The organism is Corallococcus macrosporus (assembly GCF_017302985.1).
Taxonomy (GTDB): Bacteria; Myxococcota; Myxococcia; order Myxococcales; family Myxococcaceae; genus Corallococcus; species Corallococcus macrosporus_A.
This window is the reverse complement of record NZ_JAFIMU010000004.1, coordinates 721,655-747,286: the sequence shown is the minus strand read 5'-3', so window position 1 is coordinate 747,286 and position 25,632 is coordinate 721,655. Positions and strand designations below refer to the sequence as shown.

The following is a 25,632-nucleotide window of genomic DNA, read 5'->3' as shown; positions in this document are numbered from 1 at the left end:
CGAGGGGGAAGACATCCATGTCTGACAATGGCCGAGGCCCTGGAAGCCCGGGGCCGTATCCACCGCACAATGGCAACAACCTCCGCAACGGGCAGGCGCCGCATCCGCTGAACGGCAACATCCGCCCGGCCAGCAATGCCATCCGGCCTCCTGCCCCCACCGGGGCGCGTCCCACTCCCACGGCCGCCGTGCCAACCCCAGGGCGTCCGACGCAAGCTCCGCCCTCCGTGCCCCCCACGGGAGGCCGGCCATCCATCCCCAAGAACAACGTCGTCCAGGAGACGCCTTCGGAGGTCCTTCACGCGCTGGCTGCCGCGCAGAAGGAGGCCCAGGAAGCGGTGAAGGCCGATCCTGAGCTGGCGTTCGCGGTGGGCTTCACCCACTTCGACACCTCGTCCAGCCACGACAACCTCATCACCGTGTTGTCGACGAAAGAGGACGTGCCCCGGCTGGCCTCCCAGACGCTGGTGCGCGTGAAGTCCCGGGAGGATGGCCGTTCCTACCTGGGCGTCGTCGTGAGCGGACCCTTCGCGGAGCCCAACGCCGTGCCCGCGAATTCCTCCATGGCCATTGGCGTGGTCACCCAGGGCAAGAAGCTGACCTATACGTTCGACTATCACGGCCGAGCCGAGGTGGAACTCCTGGGCGAGGAGGTGCGGGGGACCTTGCACCCGCCACGTTTCCGGCCACGTCCGCAGAGCCCCGTCTTCATCCTGGATGAGAAAGAGAGCGCGCGCGTGCTGGGTGTGGGCGGAAAGCTGAACCTTGGCATGGTGGTGGGCTACGAGGGCATGGAGGCCAGCCTCAACCCGCGCGACAAGTCCGTCCTGCCCCGGCACACGGGCATCATCGGGACGACGGGCGGCGGCAAGTCGACCACTGTCGCCACGCTCATCCACCGAGCACAGCGAGAGGGTATCGCCACCATCGTGTTCGACGTGGAGGGCGAGTACACCCATATCGACCAGCCCACGAGCCATGAGGCGATGCTGGAAGCGCTTCATCGCCGGGGGCACAAAGCCGAAGGCGTGGGAGAGCTCCACATCCACCACCTGGACGGACGCAAGACGCGCAACCCCCGGCACCGCGCGCTGCACCGCTTCTCGCTGAACTTCTCCAGCCTGTCTCCGCATGCGCTCGCGGAAATCCTGGAGCTGTCGGAGGCGCAGCACGAGCGGTTCATCAAGGCCTACGACGTCACCAAGCTGCTGCTGCAGGACTTCAAGATCTTCCCATCCGACCCCAGGGACCCTGAGCAGCAGCGGCAGGTGATGGACCTGGATGAGCTGACCACCGGCTATCCGCGCATGACCATCCAACACGTGTTGGACGTGGTGACGGCCTACATCTACAGCCTCAGTGATGAAGGGAGGTCAGAGAGCCGCGGCACGGGGACCCGAACGGGTTCTCGCCGGCGCGCCGCGGTACAAGCGGACCTGGGACTTGGCGAGGAGCCTGAAGAGGCCTCCACCCCCGTGCCGTCCGGGCCACAGCTCTACAGCGAGTTCAAGAGCAATCCCGGCATGGTGATGCAGCGTGTGTACGCCGCGAGCAGCCGCACGGAGATCAGCTGGAAGGCCCTGGCCAGCAAGCTCTACCGGCTGAAGCGGCTCAACATCTTCGATCGCGGCACGTCCTCGGGTGTGAAGTACGACGCGATGCTCAGCCCGGGCCGCGTATCCGTCATCGACCTGTCGGACACGGACTCGCCGCAGCTCAACAACCTGGTCATCGCGGACATCCTGCGTGGGCTTCAAGAGCGGCAGGAGGCAGCCTACGAAAAGGCTGACCGCGAGGGTGGCGAAGTAACGCCGGTGCTCATCATCATCGAGGAGGCACACGAGTTCCTGTCCGCCAGTCGCATTTCGCAGATGCCTGTCCTGTTCGAACAGGTTTCACGCATCGCCAAGCGGGGCCGCAAGCGGTGGCTGGGGCTCGTCTTCGTCACGCAACTCCCTCAACACCTGCCTCCCGAAGTGCTCGCCCTGCTCAACAACTTCATCATCCACAAGATCACGGATGGCGCTGTCATCAGCCAACTCAAGAAGAGCGTGGGCAGCATCGATGAGAGCTTGTGGAACCGGGTCTCCCGGCTCGCACCAGGACAGGCGTTGGTGTCCTTCAGCAGCTTCACCCGGCCGTTGATGGTGGCCGTGGACCCCGCGCCCGTGAAGCGGCTGCTCGTCGATTAGTCACCCAAAGGCCAGGAACACCGGAAGGCAGGAGCGATATACAGCGGGACGTCATGCCCGTCTCCGCGCTCCTTGCCTCCGTTATCGTCGCCCAGGCTCCCGCGTCCCCGGTCTCACGGGCCACGGAAGAACTGGGCCTGGGACCTGTCCTCGACTCCGTCGTCCACCAGGGCGTGACCTACGCGGCGCTCGGACGTGGCGGCATCGCCGTGCTCAAGCTCGATGGCACGGCGCCCCAACTCGTGCGGCGCGTGGAAGAGGGCCGGCGCTTCGTGCGGCTCGTCGTCGTGGGCCAGTCCCTGCTCGCCATCGAGCAGCGCGAGGAGGCCCATGCGTTCTCCCTCGCCACACCGGAGCAGCCTCGGCCGGACTCGCTGGCCTCGGCGCTGGGCGCGGCGCGTGACCTCACCGTCGTCACCCAGACGCCGCCGCCCCCCCAGGCCCCTCCGCCCCAGGCGGCCCCCTCCTCCACCCGGGTCACCGTCACCGCGGTCAACGACGGTGACGTGACCCTCTCCGGGGGCAATACGGCGGGCCTGAGGGAAGACACTCGCGTCCGCATCCGCACGCAGGACTCCCGCGAGGTGGTGCTGCGGGTCGTGGAGTCACGCGAGGACACCGCCATCGCCCGCCTGGGCCGAGGCGAGAACGTGCGCGTCGGCGACACCGCCGTCGTCACCGACGCCCCGGCCACCGCGCGCCTCTTCTTCCCCGAGCCCGGCGTGCCGCGCCTGCGCTACGGCTTCCATGCGCGGCCCTTCCTCGCGCTGGATGCGAAGACGCGGCGGGGCAACTCCGCTCGCGCGGGCGGCCTGCTGCTGGATGCGTTCATCGCGTGGCGGCCCGGGGACCTGCCGCTGGTGCTGAGCGCGCAGTTCGACCCCGTGGGCTTCGGCCTGGGCACGGGCCTGCGCCACACGCCGGGCTCCGCGTACGTCGCGGCCGCCTACTCCACCGCGTTCCTGGAGGTCGGGCTCGGCGCGGGCGGGCAGTTCGGGCAGAAGGAGTGCGCCCCGCGGTACACGTACGACCCCATCACCTACGAGCCGCTCGAACCCGAGACCGTGTGCGACTCCAACGCGGGGCCCACCTTCCAGCAGGTGCTGCGGCTGGGCGCGCTCGACGGGTTCCACATCGCCTGGAACTCCGCCATCCTCTCGCGCGACAACCAGTTCCGCTTCGGCTCCGGGCGGGGCGAGGTCCAGGTGCCCCTCACGCCCAGCCTCTCCCTCTTCGGCGCGGGCGGAGGCTCGGCCAGCGGATGGGGCTTCGGCGAGCTGGGCGTGCGCAGCTTCCTCAAGGGCACCGGCGGCTCCGGCACCACCGTGCTCTCCGCCAGCCTGGGCATCGTGTCGCTCTCCGACGGCACGGGAGAGGCCCTCACCGGCCCCTCCATCGCCATCGGCATCGAGCGCCGGCCCTGAAGCGTCAGTGGCCGGACAGCATCGACGCGGAGAACTCCTCCGGAACCATCGAGCCAGAGATGGGGAAGTCCTTCGGCGCGCGCTTCCACGGCTTGTCGGCAGCCGGGCTGGCGGCCGGCCGGGGGAGCCGCCCCAGGGCCATGAACGTCAGGGACAGGACGCCCAGCCCCACGGTCCCGGCGGCCACCTCGGCGACGAGGCCCATGCGGCGACGGCTGCCCACTCCCAGCAGCGGGAGCGCGGCGATGGGCGTGGCCACCCACACCAACCACGTGCGCCAGTTCGCGCGAGCCTGTTGCCTCAGTGCGTCGATTGAAGCCATCGGGACATCCTTCCGGACATGGAGGGTTGTCCAGGAGGATGGGGATGGACCCGGGTCCAATGAAGGGCCCCCGGCCATGCTCGCCTGCCTCCCCACCAGGGTCAGGCCCTGCGCAGCCGGAAGCCCTCCTGGCGCAGCTTCGTCATCAACCGCTCCGCGGCGGCCCTCGCCAGCCCCGAGTACGCGTAGCGCTTGGAGGACGTGCGCCCCGGCGAACCCAGGTGGCCCTTGCGCACGTGGAGCACGTCGCCAACGACCCGCAGGCCCTGGAAGCGGGTGTCCGCGTGCGCGAAGAGCACCTCGCCCTTGCCGCCCGCGGGCTTCTTCAAGGCCACCAGGGGCTTCGCGCCCTTGAGGCTCACGTCCACCCAGGCCGCGCGGCGCACGCGCACCTGGGGCTTCGCGCCGAAGTGGAACGTGACGTGCCAGCGCGCCTGGGCCTCCGACTCGAACAGCGCCTCGCCCCACGAGCGGTATCCGTCCTCGGGGGTCCGGGGCAGGAAGGGCTCCACCGTGCGGAGGAACGCGAGGTACTCCTGCTCCTGCTTCGCGTAGCCCAGAAGCCGCGTGGACTCCGGCAGCGCCAGCTGGAGCTCCCCCGCCTTCGTGGGCCCCTTCAGCAGGACCGCGTCGAGGAAGGCGTTCCGGCCCTGCAGCGCCGCGCACGTCTTCCAGAACTCCGCCGCCACGCGCACGTTGCGTGCGGTTTCGAGCCGTGTCGAATCACCCATGGTGCGGGACCGTAGCAAGCGCGCCCCACGGGTGACACGGCCATCGTCACCCGCTCAGCGCCCGCACGCGGGCCGCGAGGTTCTGCGTGAAGAGCCGGTAGATGTGCAGCGAGGCCGCGTCGTGCGTGGCCAGGAAGTGCTGGAAGCTCTCACGGGTGATGCGCAGCGCGCGCACCGCCGTCTTCGCGCGCACGTTCGCGGACACGGGGCCATCCTGCACGAGGGAGATTTCCCCCAGGAACGAGCCCGGCCCCAGCGTGTTGAGGTGCCGCGCGTTCGGCTCGTTGCCGGAGAAGACGTCCACCGTGCCCTCCAGCAGCACGAACAGGCCCGTGCCGGGCGCGCCCTTCTCCAGCAGCACCGAGCCCGGCGTGGCCGTCACGGGCCGCGCCAGCCGGTACAGGTCCTTCATGTCCTCCAGCGTCAGCTCGCCGAAGATGGGAATGGCCTTGAGGAAGCGGTAGCCGCTGGCCTCGGGCACGGTCGCGCCCGCGGCCAGCCGCGCGAGCAGCGCCTCCGCCTCCACGTCCAGGCCCATGCGGCGCAACAGCCGCGCCTTCTCCGTCACCAACACGGGATCCGCGCGCAGCAGCTCGGAGCTGCTCAGCGCGTCCGCCAGCACCGCGAGCGCCCGGTGCGTGAAGCCGCCGGCGTCCAGCACCTTGCACGTGCGCAGCACCGCTTCGACGTAGCGAGGATCCTCCGCGAGCACGCCGCCCAGCGCCTCGGCCTCCGCGTGGGCCTGTCCCAGCTCGTGGTAGAGGTCCGCGGCCTCGAAGGGGCGGCCCAGGCGGACCAGGCAGTGCGCCATGGACTCGCGAGCCCCCAGGCCCCGGTACACCTCCAGCGCGCGCTCCAGCGCCCCACCCCGCTCGAAGGCCGCCGCGGCGCGTTCCACTTCGCCCGCGCGCAGGTACGCCTCCGCGGCCGCCACGTACTGACCGCCCTGCGCGTACAGGTCCGCCACGGACACGTCGTCGCCGCTGCCGTCCAAGAGCCGCGCCGCGCCCGTGAAGTCGCGAGCCCGGCGCAGCACGTCCACCAGCCAGTGGCGCTCCTTCGCCGACCCCTGCGCGGCCTCCTTGCGCAGGCGTTCGCGCTGCGCCGCGCCCAGCTCCTCGTAGAGCTGCGCCGCGCGCTCCGGCTCGCCTTGAGCCGCCAGGGACTGCACCACCTGGAGCGTGCCGCCCCGTGCCGAACCGCCCCGTCCGCTGCCCGCCGTTTCGCCTGCCATGTCACACGTCCCTTCCCAGGCCCGCCCCGTCGGGGCGACGCGCCCGGTTCCACAAGCGCCTGACTAACCAGGAACCCGGGCGTAAAGCCAGCCTCGACCGCCTCCCCCCGTGGCCCTGGAGACACCGGGTCCGCTAGGGTCCGGGCATGGTTGTTCCCGTCCCGGCCGGGGTGTCTCCGGACCGCCTCCCCGGACCCTCGCGCCCGCGCTCCTGGTACCTCGTGGCCCCTTCCGCCGCCCTGCGCCCCGGGCAGGCGATGGGCGTCCAGGTGGGAGGCCACGAGGTCGTGGTGTTCCGGAGCCAGGAGGGGCGCGTCCACGCCCTGTCGGCGCACTGTCCCCACCTGGGGGCCCACCTGAAGCACGGCACCGTCCAGGGCGAGCAGCTGCGCTGTCCGCTGCACCATTGGACCTTCGATGGAGGGGGCCGCTGCCGCGCCGCGCCGGGACGCGGCGACGTGTCCGCCCTGCCGGGGCCCCGGGCCTGGCCGGTGGAGGAGCGCTTTGGCGGGGTGCTCGTCTTCAACGGGACGGAGGTGCTCTTTCCCCCGCCCGACCTGACGGGTGGGGAGCACGTCTGGAACGTGGGGCCTCCGGTGACGGTGCGCTGTCCCTGGCTGCCGCTGGCGGCGAACGCCTTCGACCTGGAGCACCTGCGCACGGTGCACCACCGGGAGCTGTGGGACACGCCCACCTGGGAGACGCCGGACCGGTACACCCTGCGGCTGCGCTACACGTCGCGAGTCATCGGCACGGGCGCGAGCGACCGGCTGATGAAGGCGCTGTCGGGCAACCGCATCCGCGTCGAGCTGACGCTGCATGGCGGCACGCTGATGTCGGTGAAGAGCGACCTGGGCCGGGCGCGGGGGCTGCTGCTCGCGAGCCTGACGCCGGTGGCGGAGGGAACCTCGGTGCGGCTCGCCGTCGCGGCGCGGCGGGGCCGGGTTCCGGGAGCCGCGGCGCTGGTGCTCGGCGTGTCGCGGTGGCTCTACACGTCGTTCCTGCGCAGGGACCTGTCCGTGCTGGACGGAATGCGCTTCAACGTCACGACCGCCACGGCGGATCCGGTGATGCGCCAGTTGCTCGACTTCGCCGTGGGCCTGCCGGAGGACGGGGACGATGCGCGCCGATGACGCTCCGCCGATTCCGGCCGCGCTCAACGCGGCGCTGCTCGTCGCGGCGATGGGCGCGGGAGCGCTGTGCCTGTGGGTCGCATCGCACGCGGAAGGGCTCTGGGTGCGGCTGGTGGCGGCGGGGGTGTTCTCCTACGTGAACAACACGGTGTTCTCGCTGCTGCACGAAGCGACGCACGGCGTGCTGCATCCGTCGCGGCGGCTCAACGACGGGCTGGGCCGGTTGGCGGCGACGTTCTTCCCCACGTCCTTCACGTTGCAGCGAGCGTTCCACCTCACGCATCACCGCCACAACCGCACGGCGCGCGAGCAGTTCGACTACCTCCACCCGGGCGACCACCGCTTCCTCAAGTATGCGCAGTGGTACGTCATCCTGACCGGCGTCTACTGGTTGTTCGTGCCGCTGGGGGCGCTGGTGTTCGCGCTCGCGCCGGGCCTGCTGCGGAGGCTGAGAGGCCCGGGCACGCGCTACGGGGAGCAGACGGGCGCGGACGCGTACCTGGGGCGGCTGGAGGACGCACCGGGCGGGGCCATCCGAGTGGAGGTGCTGGGAATGGTAACGGTCCAGGCGGGGCTGGCGTACGCGCTGGACCTGACGCTCGTTGGGTGGGTGCTCTGCTACGCGGCGTTCGCGGTGAACTGGAGCTCGCTCCAGTACGCGGATCACGCGTGGTCGCCACTGGACGTGCGCGAAGGAGCGTGGGACCTCAGGGTCGCGGCGCCGGTGCGCTGGGTGTTCCTCAACTACCACTACCACCGCGCGCACCACCGGCACCCGCAGGTACCCTGGCTCTACCTGGGCCGCTACGTGGACGAGCGCGTCCCCCGGCCGTCCTTCCTGCGCATCTGGCTGTCGATGTGGCGGGGCCCCCGGCCGTTCCCGGAGCAGACGAAGTGAGCGAGCCATCCGGCGCCGAGGCGCAAGTGGAGGGCCCGCTCTTCGGCTGGCCCGAAAGAAAGGAATTGAAGCGCACGGGCGCGATGACGTGCGGCTTCGCGCTGTTCTTCCTAGCGGTGTACGGAGGCTCGAGCTGGGTGACGGGCTTCTATCCCGGAGGCCTGCGCGTGGACCTGCCGTTTGAACAGCGCATCCCGTTCATGCCCGGGTGGGCCGCCGTCTACGTCAGCATGGACGCGCTGCTGCTCCTGTCGCTGCTCATCTTCCGGACCTGGCGGCAGATGCTCCCGTTCGCACTGGCGCTGTGCGCGGAGACAGTGCTGGGGGCGCTCTGCTTCCTCGTCCTGCCGGTCGAAGTGGCCTGGCCGCCACGAGCCGTCACCGGAGGGTGGACGGAAGTCTTTCAAGCAGCCGACACGATGAACCTGGAGCGCAACTACCTGCCATCGCTCCACGTCGCCTTCGCCTGCACGGCGGCCCTGGCCTACCGCGAACGTTCAGGTCCGGTGGCGAGCTCCCTGTTCACGCTGTGGGCATGGGCCATCGCGGCGTCCACGCTGCTCATCCACGAGCACCACCTGGCGGACGTCATCGCTGGAGCCCTGCTCGCCTGGGGCACGTGGCATGTCGTGGCGCCCAGGGTCCGGCGGAGCGCCTTCCTCGAAGCCGTGCGAGTGGAGTCCCTCTGCGCGCGGGAGCTCTACCGCTTCGCGCGCAGGCACCCGCGTTACGGACTCATCGCGCTCGCGCTGTATCAACAATCCCTGGGGCGCTGGAGCAAGGCGCGCAGGGCGCGGGTCGGCTTCTGCTTCCTCCAGTTGGTGGATGACGTGCTGGATGGAGACCGCCCGGTCGAAGGCGAACCGCTGGACGCCATCGACGCGCTCCTGCGCACGCTGGAGACCGGAGCTCCGGCCCCAGCGACGGAGTTCCACGACACCGCGACCACGCTCGGCCGGATGCTGCTCACGGAGCTGACCGACCCTGCGGCACGCAAGCAGGTGTTCGAGCTGGTACGCACGATGCGCCGGGATCGCGAGCGGGTGCGCGACGGTCGCTGGTGGAATGCGGAAACCCTCCAGACCCAACTCGGTGACACCTTCCGGCTCTCCGTGGGACTGATGCTGCAAGTCGCGGATGCCCGGGTCCGAGCGGAGGAGGCCCCTTCCCTGCTCGCGGCGTTGGGTTGGTGCTCGGTGATGCGAGACCTGCGCGAGGACCTGGCCCAGGGCCTCTTCAACGTCCCCGCCGACGTCGCGGCGGAGGTGCGCGCCCGGGGGCATGATCCGGAAGACTTTGACTCCCTGCTCGCGGCGGAGGCCGGACGCGCCTGGGTGCGCAGCGAATACCAGCGCGCCCGAGCGCTGCTGGACCGCTCCGCGAAGGAGCTTGCCCACCTGGAAGGAAGGCCCGGCGTCGCGCTGCTGCGCCTCTTCCACCGGTCGGTGGAGTCCTTCTGGGCGCGGAAGCTGCCGCGTCGCATGCCCTTCCTGCGCGAAGCACCCGTCCTCGAAACCTCCTGAGTCTTTCACGCGCGGTCGTCCTTCCCGCGCGCGGGGTCCGGCCTGCGTGGACGACGTGCTGCATGCGTTGACGGGAACGGGAGGGAGGCATCTGCTGGACGCATGTCCGACTCCGTCTCTTCCGCCTCCAGCGCCCGTCCGGTGGACGTCTCCGAGCGGCTGCCGCTCCTGGACGTGCTGCGCGGCTTCGCGCTGTGGGGCGTCTTCGTGTCGAACAGCTTCGCGTGGTTCAGCGGCCGCGTGCTCATGCCGCGCGAGCAGGCCCAGGCGCTGGCGGCGCCACCCCTGGAGGCGGCGGTCTCGACGCTCTACCACTTCTTCGTGAACCAGAAGTTCGTCACGCTGTTCGCCTTCCTCTTCGGGCTGGGGTTCTCCATCCAGCTGAAGCGAGCCGAGGGCCGTGGAGCCTCCGTCGTCCCGGTGTACTCGCGGCGGCTGCTGGTGCTGCTGGGCATCGGCGTGGTGCACCTCACCGTGTTGTGGGCGGGAGACGTGCTCTCCACGTACGCGCTGCTGGGCTTCGCGCTGCTGCTCTTCCGGGACCGCTCGGACCGGACGCTCTGGGTGTGGGTCGGATTGTCGGTGGTGGTGGTCCCGCTGGTGGTGCCGGCGCTCCTGCACTTCGGACCCATCCTGATCCACGGTGCGCAGGCCGCGGCCGACGCCGCGAAGGCCACCGAGGCCATGGAGGCCCAGACGCGAGGGCGGCTGCTGCTGGGACTCAAGAGCGATTCACTCTGGACGACGCAGGCCGCGAACGCGCACTTCCTCCAGTACATGCTGCCCACGCTCAAGCGGCTGCTGTGGATGATCTTCATCCTGGGTCGCTTCCTGCTGGGGCTGCTAGCGGGACGGCACCTGTTGCTCCAGGACGTGGATCGCCACCGCGCCTGGCACCGGAAGCTGCTGGGCTGGGGCCTGGTGCTGGGCGTGCTGGGAAATGGCACGGGGGCGGTGGTGCAGCACCTGCGTCTCGCGGGGCTGTTGGATCCATCAAAGGCGCACTGGATGTTCACCCTGTCCGCCATCCAGGAGGTGGGCTACCTGGGGCTCGCCGCGTCCTACGTGGCAGCCTTCGCCCTGCTCTTCCAGAAGGAGCGCTGGCGCCGCTGGCTGGGCGTGCTGGCACCCGTGGGGCGCATGGCGCTGACCAACTACCTGCTGCAGACGGTGGTGAGTCTCTGCCTCTACGACGGCTGGGGGCTCGGGCTCGTCGGCAAGCTGCCACCGTCACAATGCGTGGCGCTGACAATGGCGGTATTCGTGCTCCAGATTCCATTCAGCCACGGGTGGCTGTCGCGCTTCCGCTTCGGTCCGGCCGAGTGGCTGTGGCGCTCGCTCACCTACGGCAAGCGCCAGCCCATGCGGCTCGAGCTCAAGCCGTCGCCGACCGGCGTCCCCGGCGTCCGATGAAGAAACCCGCCGCGAGCGCGGCGACCGCGACCAGCGCCCCGAAGCCCATGGCGGCGTTCTTCACCTTGGTGAGCAGGGGGTTGTCGAAGACGTTGGTGGAGTAGTGGAACGCGGCAATGAGCCACCGGTCGCCCTCCTTCACCAGCGTGCAGGTCCACCGGCCATTGACGACCAGGTCCGTGCCGTCGCTCAGGATGTAGTGGTCCAGGGACGAGCCATACGCGACGCCCGAGTTGCCATACAGCCGCGTGAGCGCATCCACGTCGAACTTCGCCGTGACCTTCTTCACGACGCTGTTCGGGCCGCCCAGCATCTGCGCGTAGTACTCCCGGATGGCGTCCTTCCCCACGCGAACGTCGTTGTTCATGGTGGAGAACACGACGTCCGGGTGCAGGTGCGACAGCAACCGGTCCAGGTCCTGCTTGTTGAGCGCGTCCTCCATGTCCTGCTTGATGGCACGCAGCGCCTGATGCGTCGCCTCGTCACCCGAGGCCACCGCCGCCGGAGCCACGGCATCCTGGGCCCCCGACACGAAGGGGACCACGACGAACAGCAACGCCAGGAGGCCAACGAACCGGGTGCGCACCATCGAAGCTCCGTGAAGGAAGAGGACGGCGCGCATCCTAGTCAGGGCGCCAGAAGCCCGTCGATAAACCCTGCATCCCTGAGTTCTCAGCAGGAACGGAGCGGTGACGCGCAGGCCCGACAGGCGCACAGGAAGAGCCCATGAGCCAAGGCCCCTGCCGGGGCCGACGTCGCCCAACTGGTCCGACTGTCGGACCAGTTCGCGGAGTCCGCCGCCGGAGGGCGGGTCCCCCAGTTCGTCCCGTCCATGTCAGACCCGTCTGGTTGGATGCGCGAAGCATCGGCGAGAAGGGCGGCGGAGATGGTGAGGGTGGGGCTGGTGGCATATGTGGAGCAGCAGATTGAGCAGGACATCGCGCTGGGGCGCCTGCCGAGGAACGGGCGGCTGGCCTCGGAGCGGGTGATGGCCCACTGGTATGGCGTGAGCCGGGGCACGGTGCGCGAGGCCCTGCGGCGGCTGGCGGCACGAGGCCTCGTGGTGCAGCACCCCGGACGCCAGGCGCGAGCGGTGGCGCTGGACGAAACGCTGACGCTAGAGAACCTGGGCCTGGCGCTGCATGCCGCGCGCTCCGAGGAGGGCCGGCGACTGCTGGAGGGTTTCTTCAGCCTCAAGCGGCAGGTGCTGGTGGAGCTCTTGGCCGACTGCTGCGCGAATGCCTCCGAGTCGGAGATTGGCCGGTTGGAGTCCGTCTGCTACGCGCTCTGGGACGCGGCGCGCTGGCACCCTGGAGAGCGCTGCGCCCAGCTGGAGTTCGAGCTGCTGCGGCTGGCGGCCCAGGTGGCTGCGCGTCCCGGGCACCTGCTCCTCATCCAATCGCTGCAAAGGGCCTTCAGGGGCATTGAGGCACGGCTGCTGCCCTTCATGGGCGGCGAAGTCCTGGGCCAGTGGGCCCGGTGCGCGATGCACGCCCTGAGCGAGCGCGACATGCAGGCGCTTCAGCACCAACTGCCGCTACTGCTGAAGGCGTGTGATGCGCGGGTGCTCGACTCGTTCGCCCCACGTCCTCGGATGCATGCATCCCCCGAGACTTCCCTCCCCGAAGCCTCCATGTCAGCCAGCGCGCAGGAAGGGGCTTTGGAGGTCATCCCCTGCGTGACGAAGCGGGGCCTCGACTGCCCCACGAAGCCGGACGGCGAGGAACTGCGTCCTTCAATCGCCCTGAGCCTTATGTCTAGCGAGCCCGGGTGTGAGCGCGTGGAAGGGAGTGCCGTGGACGCGGCCGCGGGAAGTCCGTCCGACGGTCGAGACGATTCGAGTCCAGAGGAAGGCCTCCAGTCCGCCTCCTTATCCACCTGCTCCTGCGGACTGCCTTTGAGTTGCCAGTTGCCTGTCGTAGCGGGGGCCAGCACGGCGAAGAGCAACAGCAGCCTCTGCGAAAACTGCGTAGCACAATGCGACGTACCCTGCGGAACGGACCCTGCCTCGGTCTGAGCCGTTTCGGTCAGTCGTTCCGCTGAGGCGCTACCTCACTCGAAGGAGGTATGGACAAGGACGCTGCCCAGGATTGTTGTTCCCGGAGCCCGCCTTTGACGGGTTGCTGGGGGGAATGACCGTGGATGCGAATCAATTGCTGGAGTTGGTCAAGCGCTATCAGGACTCCAAGAACTTCATCACCAACGAAGAGACCGCCAAGCAGGCGCTGGTGGTCCCCTTCATCCGGTTGCTTGGCTACGACCCCGGGCTTCCGCGGGAGGTGCGTCTTGAGTACTCGGCGGACTTCGTCCAGGGCGACGGCAAGAAACTCCCGGACCGGATGGACTTCGCCATCTTCGACCAGACGGGGCTGAAGCCTCTCATCGTCATCGAGACCAAACCCCTTGGCACGGACCTCAAGTCACGCGCCCAGCAACTGGCCCGCTACCTCTCCCAGCTCCCGGAGCTCCACTTCGGCATCATCACGGACGGGTGCCACTACCTGTTCTTCGGTGACCTGGAAAACCCCAACGTCATGGACCCGGAGCCCTTCTTCACGTTCTCCCTGGAGGACACGAAGTCGGACTGGGCCAAGGTCGCCAAGTTCCTCTCCAAGTTCAGCCGCGAATCCTTCAACGCCACGACGCTCATCACCGACGCGGAGAACAGCCGCTACCGCCAGGGGATGATCGACAAGCTGTCCGCGGCCCTGAAATCACCCGGCGAGCACGAGGGCTTCCTCAAGTGGCTCACCGAGGACATCTACAAGGGGAAGCGGACGACCGCCGTGATGGAGCGCCTCGCGGAGGTCGCGAAGGAGGCCATCGAGCCCACCCTCCTCCGGGTCATGGGGGATGACTTCCTCGACAAGCTCAAGGAGCGCATCCAGCGGCTGAACGAAGGCGTGGAGCCCTCCGCCGCCAAGGAAGGCCCCAACGTGGTGAAGGCCGAGAGCGCCAGGCCCTTCGACACGGAGCCGCGCGCCCTGAGCGACGACAAGGGACGCCCTGCCGTGGAGACCACCGAGGAGGAGCTGTCCTTCTTCGGCGTCATCCGGGACATCTGCACCAAGAACGGCCACGCGGCGGAGGACGTCCTCTACCGGGACACCGCGAGCTACTTCAACGTGTCCTTCAAGAAACCCACGAAGTGGTTCGTGCGCTTCTTCGGCAATGGCAAACGCAAGAGCCTTGCCACCTGGGTTCCCGTCGACGAAGCGAAGACGCTCGCGGCGGGCTTCGAGGTCGAAGCGTCCCCCTCGGCCTTCGGCGTGAGCCGGGTCTACATCCAGTCGATTCCCGAGGTGTGGGCGCTCAAGGCGCTGGTCGCCCGCAGCCTGGAGCTGTCCCTCACCGCCAAGGAGGAGTCTCCCGTGGAGCCCACCCTCAAGGTCGTCGCCAGCCAGTAGGCCTCACTCCGCTGGCAGCGGCTTCACCGTGAGCTGCTTCGACGCGAGGAACTCCGGGTTGAACACCTTGGAGGCGTAGCGGCTGCCGTGGTCGCACAGGAACGTGACGATGCGCAGGCCCTGCCCCTGGTGCTTGCGCGCCACCTCCCACGCGGCCCTCACGTTCAGGGCCGCGGAGGTGCCCACCACCAGCGCGTCCTCGCGCGCCAGGTGGTAGAGCATGTCCAGCATGTCCGGGTCCTCCAGGCGCATGGCTTCGTCCACTCGCGCCTGCCGGAAGTTCTCCGTCAGCCGCATGATGCCAATGCCTTCCGTGATGGAGCTTCCCACCGTCTCCATCTTCCCCGTGCGCACCTGGCAGTAGAGACCCGACCCCGGCGGGTCCACCAACACCACGCGCAGGGCCGGGTTCTTCTCCTTCAGGTAGCGGCTCGTCCCGGACAGCGTGCCGCCGCTGCCCACCGCCGCCACCAGCACGTCCACCTTGCCTTCCGCCTGCTCCCAGATTTCAGGCCCCGTCGTCTCGTAGTGGAAGTCGCCGTTCGCCGTGTTCTCGAACTGGTTCATCCACGCCCAGCCGTTCGCCTCCGCCAGCACCCGCGCCTGGTGGAAGAAATGCGAGGGATTGGAGAAGGGCACCGCAGGCACCCGCCGCACCTCCACGCCCATGGCCTCCAGGAGCTCGTACTTCTCGCGCGCCTGGTTGTCCGGCATCGTCACCACCACGCGGTAGCCCCGCTCGCGCCCCAGCAACCCCAGGCCGATGCCCGTGTTGCCCGCGGTGCCTTCGACAATCGTGCCGCCGGGCTTGAGCTGCCCTGTTTCCTCGGCTCGGCGGATCATCCCCTTCGCGGCCCGGTCCTTGATGCTGCCGCCCGGGTTCATGAACTCCGCCTTGGCGACGATGTCGCAACCCGTCTGGCGACTGAGCGAGCCGATGCGCAAGAGCGGCGTGTTCCCCACCGCGTCCCAGAGCGAACCCATTCGTGGCGCCATGTCCGTCCTCCCTCGACTACAGCTTGCGCATCCGCACGCGGCGGACCTTGTGGTCGCTGCCCTTCACCAGGATGAGCCGCGCCCGGGAGCGCGTGGGCGCGATGTTCTCCGCCAGGTTGGGCCCGTTGATCTCCGCCCACACCGACGCGGCCCGCGCGATGGCCTGCTCGCGCGTCAGCTCCGAGAAGCGCCGGAAGAAGGAGCGCTCGTCGCGGAACGCCGTCTCCCACAGGTGAAGGAAGCGCTCCACGTACCAGTGGCGGATGTCCGTCTCGGTCGCGTCCACGTAGATGGAGAAGTCGAAGAAGTCCGACAGGAACGTCTGCGGCAGCCGCCCGCCCTCCACCGGCCCCGTCTGCAGGACGTTGAGCCCCTCCAGGATGAGGATGTCCGGCTGCCGGATGGACTGCGCCTCCTCCGGCACGATGTCGTAGACGAGGTGCGAGTACACCGGCGCCGTCACCTCCTCGCGCCCCGCTTTCAGCTCCGCCAGGAAGCGCACCAGCGCGCGCCGGTCATAGCTCTCCGGAAAGCCCTTGCGGTTCATGATGCCCCGCTCGGCGAGCACCCGGTTGGGATGCAGGAACCCGTCCGTCGTCACCAGCGCCACGCGCGGATGATCCGGCCAGCGCGCCAGGAGCGCCTGGAGGATGCGCGACGTGGTGCTCTTGCCCACCGCCACGCTGCCCGCCACGGCGATGATGAACGGCACCTTGCGCACCGAGTGCCCCATGAACGCCTGCTGCGCCGCCCACAGCGACTGCGCCGACGCCACCTGCAGGTGCAGGAGGCGCGACAGCGGCAGGTAGACGTCCTCCACCTCGTGGATGTCCAGCCGGTCCCCCAGGCCCCGCAGCTTCTCCACCTCCTCCGCCGTCAACGTCATCGGCGTGGAGTCCCGGAGCTCGCGCCACGCGTCGCGGTCCAGGTCGACGTACATCGATGCGGCGCGGGGTCGGGTCACGGACATGCCACCCAGCATGAACCAGACCGCCCCGGATCCGGCAAGTGAAGGTGACAACAGGTCTTCCCTGCGATTCTTGACAGCAGGACTTTCCCGTCCCCAACGTGCCTGCCCGCTTCCCGGTCACGCCCTCGCGGCGCGGGGCGCTCCCGCCCCCTGGCGCCCGTCCCTCCCTCAAGAGGTCCCCGAGTGTCCGCCTCCTCCACCGCCGCCCTCGTCGCCGCCACGGGCCTGCTGTTCGCTTCACCCCAGGCGCGGGCCCAGGCCCCGGAACCTCCGAAGGCCTCGGAGCCGCCGGTCATCCAGGCGTCGGAAGAGGGCTTCACGCTGTCGTCCGCGGACAAGGCCTTCGTGCTCAAGCTGCGCGGGCAGCTCCAGGGCGACGGGCGCTTCTTCCTGGAGGACCCGGACCGCACCGGCACCAACACGTTCATCGTGCGGCGCATGCGCCCCATCCTGGACGGGACGCTCTTCGGCTTCATCGACTTCCGCTTCATGCCGGACTTCGGCCTGGGGCAGTCCATCATCCAGGACGCGTACCTCGACTTCCGTCCGGGAGAATGGGTCCGCCTGCGCGCGGGCCGGTTCAAGACGCCGTTCGGGCTGGAGCTGCTCCAGTCCGACATGGACAACCCCTTCATCGAGCGCTCGCTCACGGTGGACCTGGTCCCCAACCGCGACGAGGGCCTGGAGCTGCACGGCGAGGGCGAAGGCGGCCGGTGGCAGTACTCGCTGGCGGTGGTGAACGGCGACCCCGACGGCGCCAGCACCGACGCCAACACCGATGACAGCTTCGACCTGGTCGCCCGCGTCTTCGCCCTGCCCTTCAAGGGGCGCGAGCCGTCCTTCCTCCAGGCGCTGGGGCTGGGCGTCGCGGTGACGCGCGGCCTCCAGTTCGGCACGGCCACCAACACCGGCCTCGCGCCCTGGCGCAGCCCGGGCCAGCAGGTCATCTTCAGCTACCTGAGCAACGCGGACACCGGAGAGACGGTCACCGCGCACGGCCAGCACCTGCGCTTCTCGCCCCAGGGCCACTTCTACCTGGGCTCCTTCGGCATCCTCGCGGAGTACGTGCGCTCGTCGCAGGAGGTCCAGGTCGCGGATGGGCGCGCGCGGCTGCGCCACCATGCGTGGCAGACGGCGGTGTCGTGGGTGTTTGGCGGGAAGGCCTCCTTCGAGGGCGCCCGGCCGGCGAAGCCCTTCGACCCGAAGACGCTCCAGGGCGGCGCGCTGGAGGTGGCGGCGCGCTACCACGCGCTGGACGTGGACGACGCCGCCTTCCCCCGCTTCGCCAACCCCGCGCGGTCGGTGACGGGCGCGAAGGGCTTCGGCGTGGCCACCACCTTCGCCTTCAACCGGCGCGTGAGATTCGCCCTGAACTTCCACCGCACGAACTACGAGGGCGGCGCCCCGGACGGCGACCGCGCCCCCGAGAACGCCCTCCTGTCCCGCTTCCAGCTCACGTTCTGAAGCCCCCGGGCCCGGCAATGCCCGGTGACGCCCGGTGTCACCCCGGCTTCGTCCTGGTGCGTCTTGAAGCGAGCGCGTCAGGTGCACGACGCTCCCGCTGCCCGCGAAGGAGGGGCCCTTGCCCGGGGGCCTTCTTCCGCGGACTCCCGCCGAGAGGACGCATGCCCGCGAACGAGTCCCCGCAGCGCCCGACGTCTGTCCGCTCCCCCTCCCTGTCGAAGGGGCTCACGCGCGCCGCGCTGCTCGCGCTCCTGGGCCTGGGCGCGCCCGTGGCCGCGCAGCAGCCCCAGCCTCCCATCACGGAGGACGTGCCGCCCCCGGTACAGCCGCCCCTGCCCGAGCGCCGCGTCTTCTTCACCACGCTCAACGTGGTCCGCTACAACCCGCTGGGGCTCGAGTCGCAGAACCGGCTCGTCTACCAGAAGCGCCTCTTCGACAGCCCCTCCATGCTGCTGCGTGACACGTACGCCAGCGCCGGCGCGAGCCTCAAGCTGAGCCCCGCGTTCTTCAAGCTGGGGCCCGTGGTGGAGCTGCAACCGGTGGCGATGTTCAACCTCCGCGCCGGCTACGAGTACGTCCAGTTCTTCGGCACCTTCGGCAGCGTCCAGTCCTATCCGGACTCCTTCCAGCCCTACGACGACGACCTGCGCAGCGCGACCAACGACGCGGCCTACGGCACCTCCGGCCACCACTTCTTCGTGGAGCCCATGCTCCAGGCGAAGGTGAAGTCCGTGGCGCTGCGCACGAAGCTGGCCATCGAGTACTGGAACGTGGCGCTGCGCGGCGGCGGAGCGAACGGCACGTTCTACGACCCGACGCTGGACACGCTGGTGCCCGGCAAGGGCTGGGTGCTGGCCAACGACACGGACCTGCTCTGGCTCGCGGGGAAGTGGACCCTGGGCGCCCGGCTGTCCGCGGTGTGGCCCCGCTACAGCGAAGACACCTCCGCGGTGGAGCCGCTGCCCGGGCGCAGCCTGCCCACCAACCAGCACGTCCGCGTGGGGCCGCTCGTCGCGTATGCCTTTGACACGAAGCCGGGCGGCGTCATGACCCGGCCCACCGTGCTGCTCATCGCCGGCTGGTACCTCAAGCATGAGAACCGCGTGAACGCCATGCCCTACCTCCTGGGCGGCTTCTCCTTCAGCACGGAGCTGCTCTCCGGCCGCTAAAGACTGTTCAAATTCCAAAACCCTACTGCCCCCCGGGGCAGTGTCCCGAACTCCGCGTCATTCCTAACTCCCACTGTCTGTCTTTGAGGACACAGCGGGGTGCGCATGGGAATGACACACGGCTGGATGGGTGGGCGGCTTCTCTGGAGCGTCGCGCTGGCGGTGGCGCTCGCCGGGTGCGGCCCCGTGGAGGCACCCGAGGCATCCCCGCGCGCACGGGAAGCGGAGCTCTCGGGGGGTGACTTCGTCTGGGTGAAGCACCTGGGCTCCTCCAGGTCCGATCAGGCCAGTGCGGTGGCCTTCGACCGCGACGGCAACATCCTTGCGCTGCTCAACTATCAGGGCAGCGTGGACCTGGGCGCGGGCCCCGTCGGGTCGGGGAACCCAGACAGCCATGGCTTCGCGGTGGCGAAGTACACGACGGCCGGCGCGCTGCTGTGGACCCGCTCCTTCGAGGTCGCGCCCCCCCCCGGGGGACAGAGCTTCGTCGGCGCGTCGGCGCTCACGGTGGACCGCGAGCGCAACGTCGTCATCGCCGGGAGCTCGAGCGGGTCCATCGACCTGGGCGGAGGAACGCGGCCCGCGGGTGATTTCCTGCTGAAGCTGCACAAGACGGGGCAGTTCCAGTGGGCCCGGCACTTCACGGGCAACATCACGATGGGGGGCCTGGTCACCGACTCACAGGACGCCATCGGCCTGACGGGCAGCGCCTACCTCACGGTGGACTTCGGCCTGGGCCCCAACTCCTCCATGGTGTCGGACGTCCGGACCGCCTTCCTCACGAAGTTCAACGCCGCCGGCATGCCGCAGTGGACCGTGCGCGAGCAGTGGAACCTGGGCAGCGGCTCCAGCGTCGCCGTGGATGAAACGGATGCCTTCTACTTCGCGGGCATCCACTACCCCGACCCGCAGGTCTGGAAGGTCCATCCCACGGGCACGGTGGTCTGGACGCGGTCGCTGGTGAACGCGAGCGGCGGCGCGCTCGGCGTGGCGGTGCAGGGCAACCGCGTGGTGGCGGGAGGGCAGATCAACGACGCCTTCACGTTCGCGGGGCAGGACTTTCCGAAGCCCGCCGACGGCAATGTGGGCTTCGTCGCCGCGTGGACCCTGGCCGGTGAGGAGCGCTGGGCGCACAGCTACCCGCAGCCCGTGGGCGCGGTCGCCATGGGCGAGGACGACAGCGTGGTGGTGGGGGGCGCCGCCACCGCGGTGGATTCGTCCGCGGGCTACACGCTCTTCACCGCGAGGCTGGAGCGCATCCAGGGGCAGCAGCACTGGCGCCGCACATTCTCCTCGACCGGGCGCCCGTACTTCACGGACGTGGCGGTGAACAAGCAGGGCGAGTTCGTGGGGGCGGGGAGCTTCTCCGGCACCCTGCGCCTGGGCACCACGGATTACGTCTCACGCGGGTTCGATGACGGCTTCCTGTTCAAGGGGCTGACGGCCCCCTGAAGCCTCACGCGAAGCCCTGGGCGCGCAGCACCGCGCCCAGCGGCACGGCGCCCGCGCGGTACGCGTCGAACCACCGCGCGGCCTCCTCCGGCGTCGGCTGCGTCCACCGCCAGCCGCCCTGCCCCGCGCCCGTCTCGCAGCGGATCAACGACGTGCGCAGCTGCTCCGCGTTGGCGAACGTCAGGTGCTCGAACACGAGCGGGCTCTGGCTGGTGATGAAGGCCTGCCGTGCGCCCACGTCGTGCACGCACGCGCGCACCAGGTCCGGATGCAGGCCGTCCGCCAGCTCGTCCGCGATGACGAAGGCCTCGTGCACGTCCAGGTAGTAGAGGAAGGACAACAGCCGCTTCTGGCCATGCCCCAGCTGCTCCTGCGTCACCGGCGTGCCGTCCGCGCGCACGAACGCGAAGCGGAAGCCGCTGAAGCCCAGCCGTCCGCCCTGGGACAGCGTCGTCGTCTCCGTCACGTCGACGGACAGCGTGCCCGACGCGAAGCCCGCCAGCGTCACGAAGCGCGCGAGGAAGCTTTGGGGCATGGCGTCGTGGCGCAGGAGCAGCGCCGGGGGCACGGGCTCGCGCTCCACCTGCTCGCGCAGCCAGCCGGGCATCCACGTGGGCAGCGCCATGAGGCCCAGCGGGAACAGCTCCTCTCCGCGCTGCTCCATCGCGTAGCGGATGGCGCCGATGCGCTCGAACATGCCCAGGGATTCGTCGAAGCGCGGCGGCGCCAGCAGGAACGTCTCCCGCAGCAGGTCCTTGAGCCGGTCCTTCACGCCGCGCTCCAGGTACTGCGCGGCCATGAAGAGCAGCGTCCACACGGAGCGGTCCAGCACCGACCAGTGCATGCGCTTGGAGAAGCCTGCCGCGCCCGCCACCTCGCACGCGAAGCCCGTGGCGCTCGCGCGCATGACGAGCCGCGCGTCCTCCGCCGCGTCCCACCGCACCGTGGCCACGATGGACGGCATCAGCCCGTGCGCCAGCGCCCCGGGCGGCAGCGCCAGCGCGGCGCCCGGACCCTCGGGGCCGCCCTCCCCCGCCGTGGCGGGCAGGGCCGCGGGCGGCTCGTTGCGCACGGCCACGTCCACCGTCAGCGCGTCGAAGCGCAGCGCGTACTCCAGCGCGAACGGCTCACGCAGCAGCCCGGAGAAGTCCGAGCACAGCACCGCGGACACCAGCTCCAGCAGCGTCGTGCGGCCGCTGCCCGTCGCGCCCACCACCACGTTGAGCGTGGGGCCGAACGTCAGCACCGTGTCCGGCGCGAGCCCGCGGTAGTGGTGCACATGCAGGCGGGTCAGCTTCATGGCGTCCGGCCCTCCCCGGGGACCGCCGTTCAGCGTAGGCCCTTGGCCAGCTGATGCGCGAGCCGGTGCAGCAGCTCCGTGTTCTCCGCCTCCGCCGACTTCAGCTTGGGCAGCTGCGCCTTCAGCGCCTCCACGTCCTTGCCCCGCGTGACCAGGTCCTCCGCCCCCAGCTCCAGCCAGCGCCCCAGCTCCGCGGCCGTCAGCTCCAGGTGGAACTGGAAGCCGTAAGACTTCCCCAGCCGGAACGCCTGCTGCGTGTACCGGTCCGTGGACGCCAGCAGCGTCGCGCCGGGCACCGGCGTGTACGTATCCCCGTGCCAGTGCGCCACCGCCGTGCGCGGCTTCACGCCCGCCACCACCGGATCCTTCAGCGCGTCCGGCGTCCAGCGCACCGGCCCCACCCCCACCTCGAAGCCGTTCTTGCCCGGAGACACCGTCGCCCCGGCCGCCGCGGCCAGCAACTGCGCACCCAGGCACACGCCCACGCACGCGCGGTCGTACGCCAGCCGCTCGCCCAGCAGCGACAGCTCTTCGTTGAGGAACGGGTGGGCGTCCGCCTCGTACACGCCCATGGGGCCGCCCATCACCACCATCAGCGGCGCGTCCACGTCCTCGCGCTTCACCGTCCGGAAGCGCCGCACCAGCGTGAAGCCCGCCGCCTCCAGCGCGGGGCCCAGCAGACCCGGCCCCTCGTGCTCCTCGTGCTCGACCACCACCGCGCGCATCGTCCGCCACCCCTTCGCTGTGTCTTCGTTGGTGCCACACGCAATGCGTGCCGCGCGAAGACTAACGCTGCCGGCCACGCCTGGCCGCGACGCGGCGTGAACCCGGATAGCCCGCAGGCATTTATTTCACAGTATTTCATGCCATCATCAGTGGGCCCGGTTTCTCCTATAAGCATGCGGACCCGGGCGTTCCCCCTGGCGTTTCCCCCGTCGCGTCGTTTCCGAAAGGAAGTTCCTCGTGAGCAAGAGCCTTCGCGGTTTCAAGTGGCTGATGGGCACGGTGGTCGGCGTTTCCCTGCTGAGTGGTTGCGGCGCTCCTCCGGCGGAGGGGGAGTCCACCCCGGCCGAGGCCACGGAGCAGGCCCAGGGCGCCCTGACGGCGCAGGTGTCCGTGGGCAAGGCCTCCATGGCCGCCAGCGAGCGCGTGACGGTGGAGGTGACGCTGACCAACACGTCCTCCGCGCCGGTCAGCATCTACAAGTGGGACGCGCCGGGCGAGGGCCTCAACGAGGGCCGCCTGTCGGTGTCGCGTGACGGCCAGGCCGTGGAGTACACCGGCGCGCACTTCAAGCGCGTGCTGGGCCGCTCCGAGGACCTGATTACCCTGGCCCCCGGCCAGAGCATCTCCGGCCCGGTCGTCGTGTCGGACGCGTATGACCTGTCCGTCTCCGGCACCTACAGCATCCGCTACGAGCTGGAGGCGCGCGCGGGCGTGACGGCGCTGTCGTCCAACTCGGTCAGCCTCTTCATCGAGGGGCGCCGCAACAGCCGCGAGGAGGCGGAGGCGATGCGCCAGGTGACGGGCCAGAGCCTGGCCTACTCCGGCGCCTGCACCAGCTCCGAGCAGAGCAGCATCAGCACCGCCTTCAACAGCGCGAAGACGTACTCCAACAACGCGGTCAGCTACCTGAGCGCCACGCCCTCCGCGACCAGCCGCTACACCACGTGGTTCGGCACGTACTCCAGCACCGGCTGGAGCGAGATCAAGACGCACTTCACCAAGATCGCCAACGCGTTCGCCAGCGCGGCCGTCGTGGTGGACTGCAGCTGCAACGAGAGCGGGACGTACGCGTACGTGTACCCGGGCTCGCCGTACAAGATCTACGTGTGCGGCGCCTTCTGGAGCGCCCCCAACACGGGCACGGACTCGCGCGCGGGCACGCTGGTCCACGAGATGAGCCACTTCACCGTCGTGGCCGGTACGGACGACTGGGCCTACGGCCAGACGGCCGCGAAGAACCTGGCCAAGTCCAACCCCACGCGCGCGCGTGACAACGCGGACAGCCACGAATACTTCGCGGAGAACACCCCCTCGCTGCCGTAAGGTGACGGTGGGCCGTTGACCCGGAGGGGCGCGGGCCGCGAGGCTCGTGCCCCTTTCTTTTTGCCGCACGCATTCAAAGGAGCGTCACGTGATGGGGCTTGGACGAAGGAACCTCGCATGGCTCGCGGTGCTGTCCGCCGCCAGTGTCACCGCCTGTACGCCGAAGCCCGCGGAAGCTCCCGCGCAGCAGCAGGCCCCCGTCGCCGCGACGCCGCCGCCCGCCGCCACCCCTCCTCCCTCGGAGCCCGCCGCCGTGACGACCCCCAAGCTGGAGTGCGCCCTGAGCGTCCACCCGAAGGCCAAGGTGGGCGAGTCGGTGGAGGTCCTCTTCAAGCTCACCAACCGCGGCGACACGCCCGTCTGGGTGCTCAAGTGGCAGACCCCGCTGGAGGGCATCCTGGGCACCGTGTTCCAGGTCACCCGCGACGGCGAGGAAGTGCAGTACCAGGGCCCCATGGTGAAGCGCGCCGCCCCGTCCCAGGACAGCTACGAGCTCATCGCCCCGGGCGCGACGGTGGAGAACACCGTGGAGGTGACGCAGGCGTATGACTTCAAGAAGCCGGGCACCTACCGCATCACCTTCCGCGACGCGCTGATGGACGTGGCCACGCGCAAGGAGGACGTCCCCCGCCCGGGCGGCGACTACAAGTCCACCCCGGTGACGTGCGCCCCGGTGGACGTGACGGTCGCCGCGCGCTGAAGCGGCGCGCACCGGGGAGGAGGGCCTTCCGGATTTTCCCGGTACGCCAGGGGGCGGGCAGGCACGGTCCCCCTCCTCAGCCGGGCCCGGGCGCGATACACCTGGGCCCACCATGGCGGACACCTCCTCGATGAACATTCCGACGGTCGACCTGCTGGACCTCGCGTCGGGTGAACCGGCTCGCCTCGAGCGCGCCGCGGCGGCCCTGCGCGAGGCCTTTGGCGTCTTCGGCCTCGTGTTCGTGAAGAACCACGGCGTGGACGCGCCCGCGCTGGAGCGCTTCTACGACGCGTTCTCCGCCTTCGTGGCCCGCCCGGACGCGGAGAAGCGCCCCCTGGGCCGCGCGGACTTCTGGTACCAGCGCGGCTGGACGCCTCCCAACACGGAGGTCGCCGTCGCGAGCAACGGGCAGCCGGACTTCAAGGAGTGCTACTTCGCGGCGCCCACCCCCACGGACCCGCAGTCCGCCATGGAGTTCCCGGAGCTGTACCCGGAGAACATCTGGCCGGACGACGCGCCGCCCTTCTTCCAGGAGGGGCTGCTCACCCTGGGCCGCTCGCTGCACGAGGCCGGCCTCAAGCTGCTGCGCGGCGCCGCGCTGGCGCTGAAGCTGCCGGAGGACACCTTCACCGCCGCCTGCGAGAAGGCGCCCCACGTCACGCGCGCGCTCCAGTACCTGCCGCTGGGCCCCACCCAGGTGAACACCGGCATCCTCTGGGGCGAGGAGCACACGGACTTCAACCTGCTGACGCTCTTGCCCGGAGGCCGGTTCCTCAACCCCGAGGGCCGCCCCGCCGCGAAGCCGGACGACCAGAGCGGCCTGTACCTGCGCACGCGCGCGACGCCGGACGCGCCGCAGGGCGAGATGGTGCGCGGCACCGCGCCCGCGGGCTGCATCGTGGCGCAGGTGGGCCAGCAGCTGGAGATCCTCACGGGCGGCACGTTCCTCGCCACGCCGCACGTCATCACCGCGCCGGGCGTGCCCGGGTGGCAGCGGCAGTCCGCCGCGCACTTCATGCACGTGCACACCAGCCAGGTGCTCTTCCCGCTGCCCGGCTTCCGCACGCCGGAGGCGGTGGCCAACTACGCGCCGCCGGTGCTCGCGGGCACGTACGACATCAAGACGCTGGTGGACATCGGCCTCGCGCCGCCCGCCGCGCTCGACAAGCTGGGCTACCGCCACTACGACCGGCTCAACCGGATGCGCGCGACCTCATAAGCGGCGCCCGGGGCCGTGTGCCCCTTGTGGCTGGCG

At 69.9% G+C, this 25,632-nt stretch carries 22 protein-coding genes; 14 read left to right on the top strand and 8 right to left on the bottom strand.

Annotation, left to right across the window (positions count from 1 at the left end; all coding sequences use genetic code 11):
* The first annotated feature begins 17 nt into the window (after positions 1-17).
* Both JYK02_RS08235 and JYK02_RS08230 read left to right on the top strand, forming a co-directional pair.
* Entirely contained in the window at positions 18-2,192 is a 2,175-nt protein-coding gene (locus tag JYK02_RS08235) for an ATP-binding protein (protein WP_207050338.1), read from the top strand.
* A gap of 53 nt (positions 2,193-2,245) precedes the next feature.
* Positions 2,246-3,616 (top strand): hypothetical protein, encoded by a 1,371-nt coding sequence (locus tag JYK02_RS08230; RefSeq protein ID WP_207050337.1) that lies wholly within the window; start codon positions 2,246-2,248, stop codon positions 3,614-3,616.
* 4 nt (positions 3,617-3,620) lie between these two features.
* Here JYK02_RS08230 and JYK02_RS08225 read toward each other — a convergent pair whose 3' ends face one another.
* The 3 genes from JYK02_RS08225 to JYK02_RS08215 all read right to left on the bottom strand — a co-directional run bounded on the left by JYK02_RS08225 (position 3,621) and on the right by JYK02_RS08215 (position 5,903).
* Positions 3,621-3,938 carry a hypothetical protein gene (locus tag JYK02_RS08225; protein WP_207050336.1) on the bottom strand — a complete coding sequence of 106 codons (318 nt, stop codon included), beginning with the start codon at positions 3,936-3,938 and terminating at the stop codon, positions 3,621-3,623.
* A 101-nt stretch (positions 3,939-4,039) separates the two neighbouring features.
* Positions 4,040-4,669, bottom strand: coding sequence for a hypothetical protein (locus JYK02_RS08220; RefSeq protein WP_207050335.1), 630 nt, complete (start codon positions 4,667-4,669; stop codon positions 4,040-4,042).
* A 46-nt stretch (positions 4,670-4,715) separates the two neighbouring features.
* Positions 4,716-5,903 (bottom strand): cyclic nucleotide-binding domain-containing protein, encoded by a 1,188-nt coding sequence (locus JYK02_RS08215; protein ID WP_207050334.1) that lies wholly within the window; start codon positions 5,901-5,903, stop codon positions 4,716-4,718.
* 146 nt (positions 5,904-6,049) lie between these two features.
* Here JYK02_RS08215 and JYK02_RS08210 point away from each other — a divergent pair, with 146 nt between their 5' ends.
* The 4 genes from JYK02_RS08210 (at position 6,050) to JYK02_RS08195 (ending at position 10,870) form a co-directional block, all read left to right on the top strand.
* Entirely contained in the window at positions 6,050-7,036 is a 987-nt protein-coding gene (locus tag JYK02_RS08210; RefSeq protein ID WP_207050333.1) for a Rieske 2Fe-2S domain-containing protein, read from the top strand.
* Positions 7,023-7,934 (top strand): fatty acid desaturase, encoded by a 912-nt coding sequence (locus tag JYK02_RS08205; RefSeq protein ID WP_207050332.1) that lies wholly within the window; start codon positions 7,023-7,025, stop codon positions 7,932-7,934. The genes JYK02_RS08210 and JYK02_RS08205 overlap by 14 nt, the downstream gene beginning before the upstream one ends.
* Entirely contained in the window at positions 7,931-9,457 is a 1,527-nt protein-coding gene (locus JYK02_RS08200; RefSeq protein ID WP_347402448.1) for a phosphatase PAP2 family protein, read from the top strand. Before JYK02_RS08205 ends, JYK02_RS08200 begins: the two co-directional genes overlap by 4 nt.
* A gap of 102 nt (positions 9,458-9,559) precedes the next feature.
* Complete coding sequence (locus JYK02_RS08195) at positions 9,560-10,870, top strand: DUF418 domain-containing protein (RefSeq protein ID WP_207050331.1); 1,311 nt, start codon at positions 9,560-9,562, stop codon at positions 10,868-10,870.
* Here the strand turns inward: JYK02_RS08195 and JYK02_RS08190 are convergent.
* A complete protein-coding gene (locus JYK02_RS08190) occupies positions 10,833-11,459 on the bottom strand; it encodes an SgcJ/EcaC family oxidoreductase (RefSeq protein WP_207050330.1) in 627 nt (208 codons plus the stop codon). The genes JYK02_RS08195 and JYK02_RS08190 overlap by 38 nt on opposite strands.
* A 264-nt stretch (positions 11,460-11,723) precedes the next feature.
* Between JYK02_RS08190 and JYK02_RS08185 the strand changes: the two genes are divergently transcribed.
* Together JYK02_RS08185 and JYK02_RS08180 are read left to right on the top strand one after the other, a co-directional pair.
* Positions 11,724-12,887, top strand: a complete 1,164-nt coding sequence (locus JYK02_RS08185; protein WP_242588498.1) for a FadR/GntR family transcriptional regulator — start codon at positions 11,724-11,726, stop codon at positions 12,885-12,887.
* A gap of 121 nt (positions 12,888-13,008) precedes the next feature.
* Positions 13,009-14,277 (top strand): type I restriction enzyme HsdR N-terminal domain-containing protein, encoded by a 1,269-nt coding sequence (locus tag JYK02_RS08180; RefSeq protein ID WP_207050329.1) that lies wholly within the window; start codon positions 13,009-13,011, stop codon positions 14,275-14,277.
* A 3-nt stretch (positions 14,278-14,280) separates the two neighbouring features.
* Here JYK02_RS08180 and JYK02_RS08175 read toward each other — a convergent pair whose 3' ends face one another.
* Both JYK02_RS08175 and coaA read right to left on the bottom strand, forming a co-directional pair.
* Positions 14,281-15,273: a cysteine synthase A gene (locus tag JYK02_RS08175; RefSeq protein ID WP_207050328.1), complete on the bottom strand. Its 993-nt coding sequence runs from the start codon at positions 15,271-15,273 to the stop codon at positions 14,281-14,283.
* A gap of 16 nt (positions 15,274-15,289) precedes the next feature.
* The gene (coaA, locus tag JYK02_RS08170) at positions 15,290-16,243 is read right to left on the bottom strand and encodes a type I pantothenate kinase (protein WP_207050327.1); all 954 of its coding nucleotides are present in this window, start codon (positions 16,241-16,243) and stop codon (positions 15,290-15,292) included.
* 183 nt (positions 16,244-16,426) lie between these two features.
* Between coaA and JYK02_RS08165 the strand changes: the two genes are divergently transcribed.
* The 3 genes from JYK02_RS08165 to JYK02_RS08155 all read left to right on the top strand — a co-directional run bounded on the left by JYK02_RS08165 (position 16,427) and on the right by JYK02_RS08155 (position 20,328).
* Positions 16,427-17,707: an OprO/OprP family phosphate-selective porin gene (locus JYK02_RS08165; protein ID WP_347402447.1), complete on the top strand. Its 1,281-nt coding sequence runs from the start codon at positions 16,427-16,429 to the stop codon at positions 17,705-17,707.
* Positions 17,708-17,868: 161 nt separating this feature from the next.
* Positions 17,869-18,876 carry a hypothetical protein gene (locus JYK02_RS08160; RefSeq protein WP_207050326.1) on the top strand — a complete coding sequence of 336 codons (1,008 nt, stop codon included), beginning with the start codon at positions 17,869-17,871 and terminating at the stop codon, positions 18,874-18,876.
* Positions 18,877-19,002: 126 nt separating this feature from the next.
* Positions 19,003-20,328, top strand: a complete 1,326-nt coding sequence (locus JYK02_RS08155; RefSeq protein WP_207050325.1) for a hypothetical protein — start codon at positions 19,003-19,005, stop codon at positions 20,326-20,328.
* Between the two features lie 4 nt (positions 20,329-20,332).
* On the opposite strand, the gene JYK02_RS08150 is transcribed toward JYK02_RS08155, so the two are convergent.
* Together JYK02_RS08150 and JYK02_RS08145 are read right to left on the bottom strand one after the other, a co-directional pair.
* Positions 20,333-21,628 (bottom strand): AAA family ATPase, encoded by a 1,296-nt coding sequence (locus JYK02_RS08150; protein WP_207050324.1) that lies wholly within the window; start codon positions 21,626-21,628, stop codon positions 20,333-20,335.
* A gap of 29 nt (positions 21,629-21,657) precedes the next feature.
* The gene (locus JYK02_RS08145; RefSeq protein ID WP_207050323.1) at positions 21,658-22,353 is read right to left on the bottom strand and encodes a glutamine amidotransferase-related protein; all 696 of its coding nucleotides are present in this window, start codon (positions 22,351-22,353) and stop codon (positions 21,658-21,660) included.
* 238 nt (positions 22,354-22,591) lie between these two features.
* Here JYK02_RS08145 and JYK02_RS08140 point away from each other — a divergent pair, with 238 nt between their 5' ends.
* The 3 genes from JYK02_RS08140 to JYK02_RS08130 all read left to right on the top strand — a co-directional run bounded on the left by JYK02_RS08140 (position 22,592) and on the right by JYK02_RS08130 (position 25,596).
* Positions 22,592-23,677, top strand: coding sequence for a M35 family metallo-endopeptidase (locus JYK02_RS08140; protein WP_207050322.1), 1,086 nt, complete (start codon positions 22,592-22,594; stop codon positions 23,675-23,677).
* A 91-nt stretch (positions 23,678-23,768) separates the two neighbouring features.
* The gene (locus JYK02_RS08135) at positions 23,769-24,377 is read left to right on the top strand and encodes a protease (protein ID WP_207050321.1); all 609 of its coding nucleotides are present in this window, start codon (positions 23,769-23,771) and stop codon (positions 24,375-24,377) included.
* Positions 24,378-24,489: 112 nt separating this feature from the next.
* Positions 24,490-25,596, top strand: coding sequence for an isopenicillin N synthase family oxygenase (locus JYK02_RS08130; protein ID WP_207050320.1), 1,107 nt, complete (start codon positions 24,490-24,492; stop codon positions 25,594-25,596).
* The last annotated feature ends 36 nt before the right edge of the window (positions 25,597-25,632 follow it).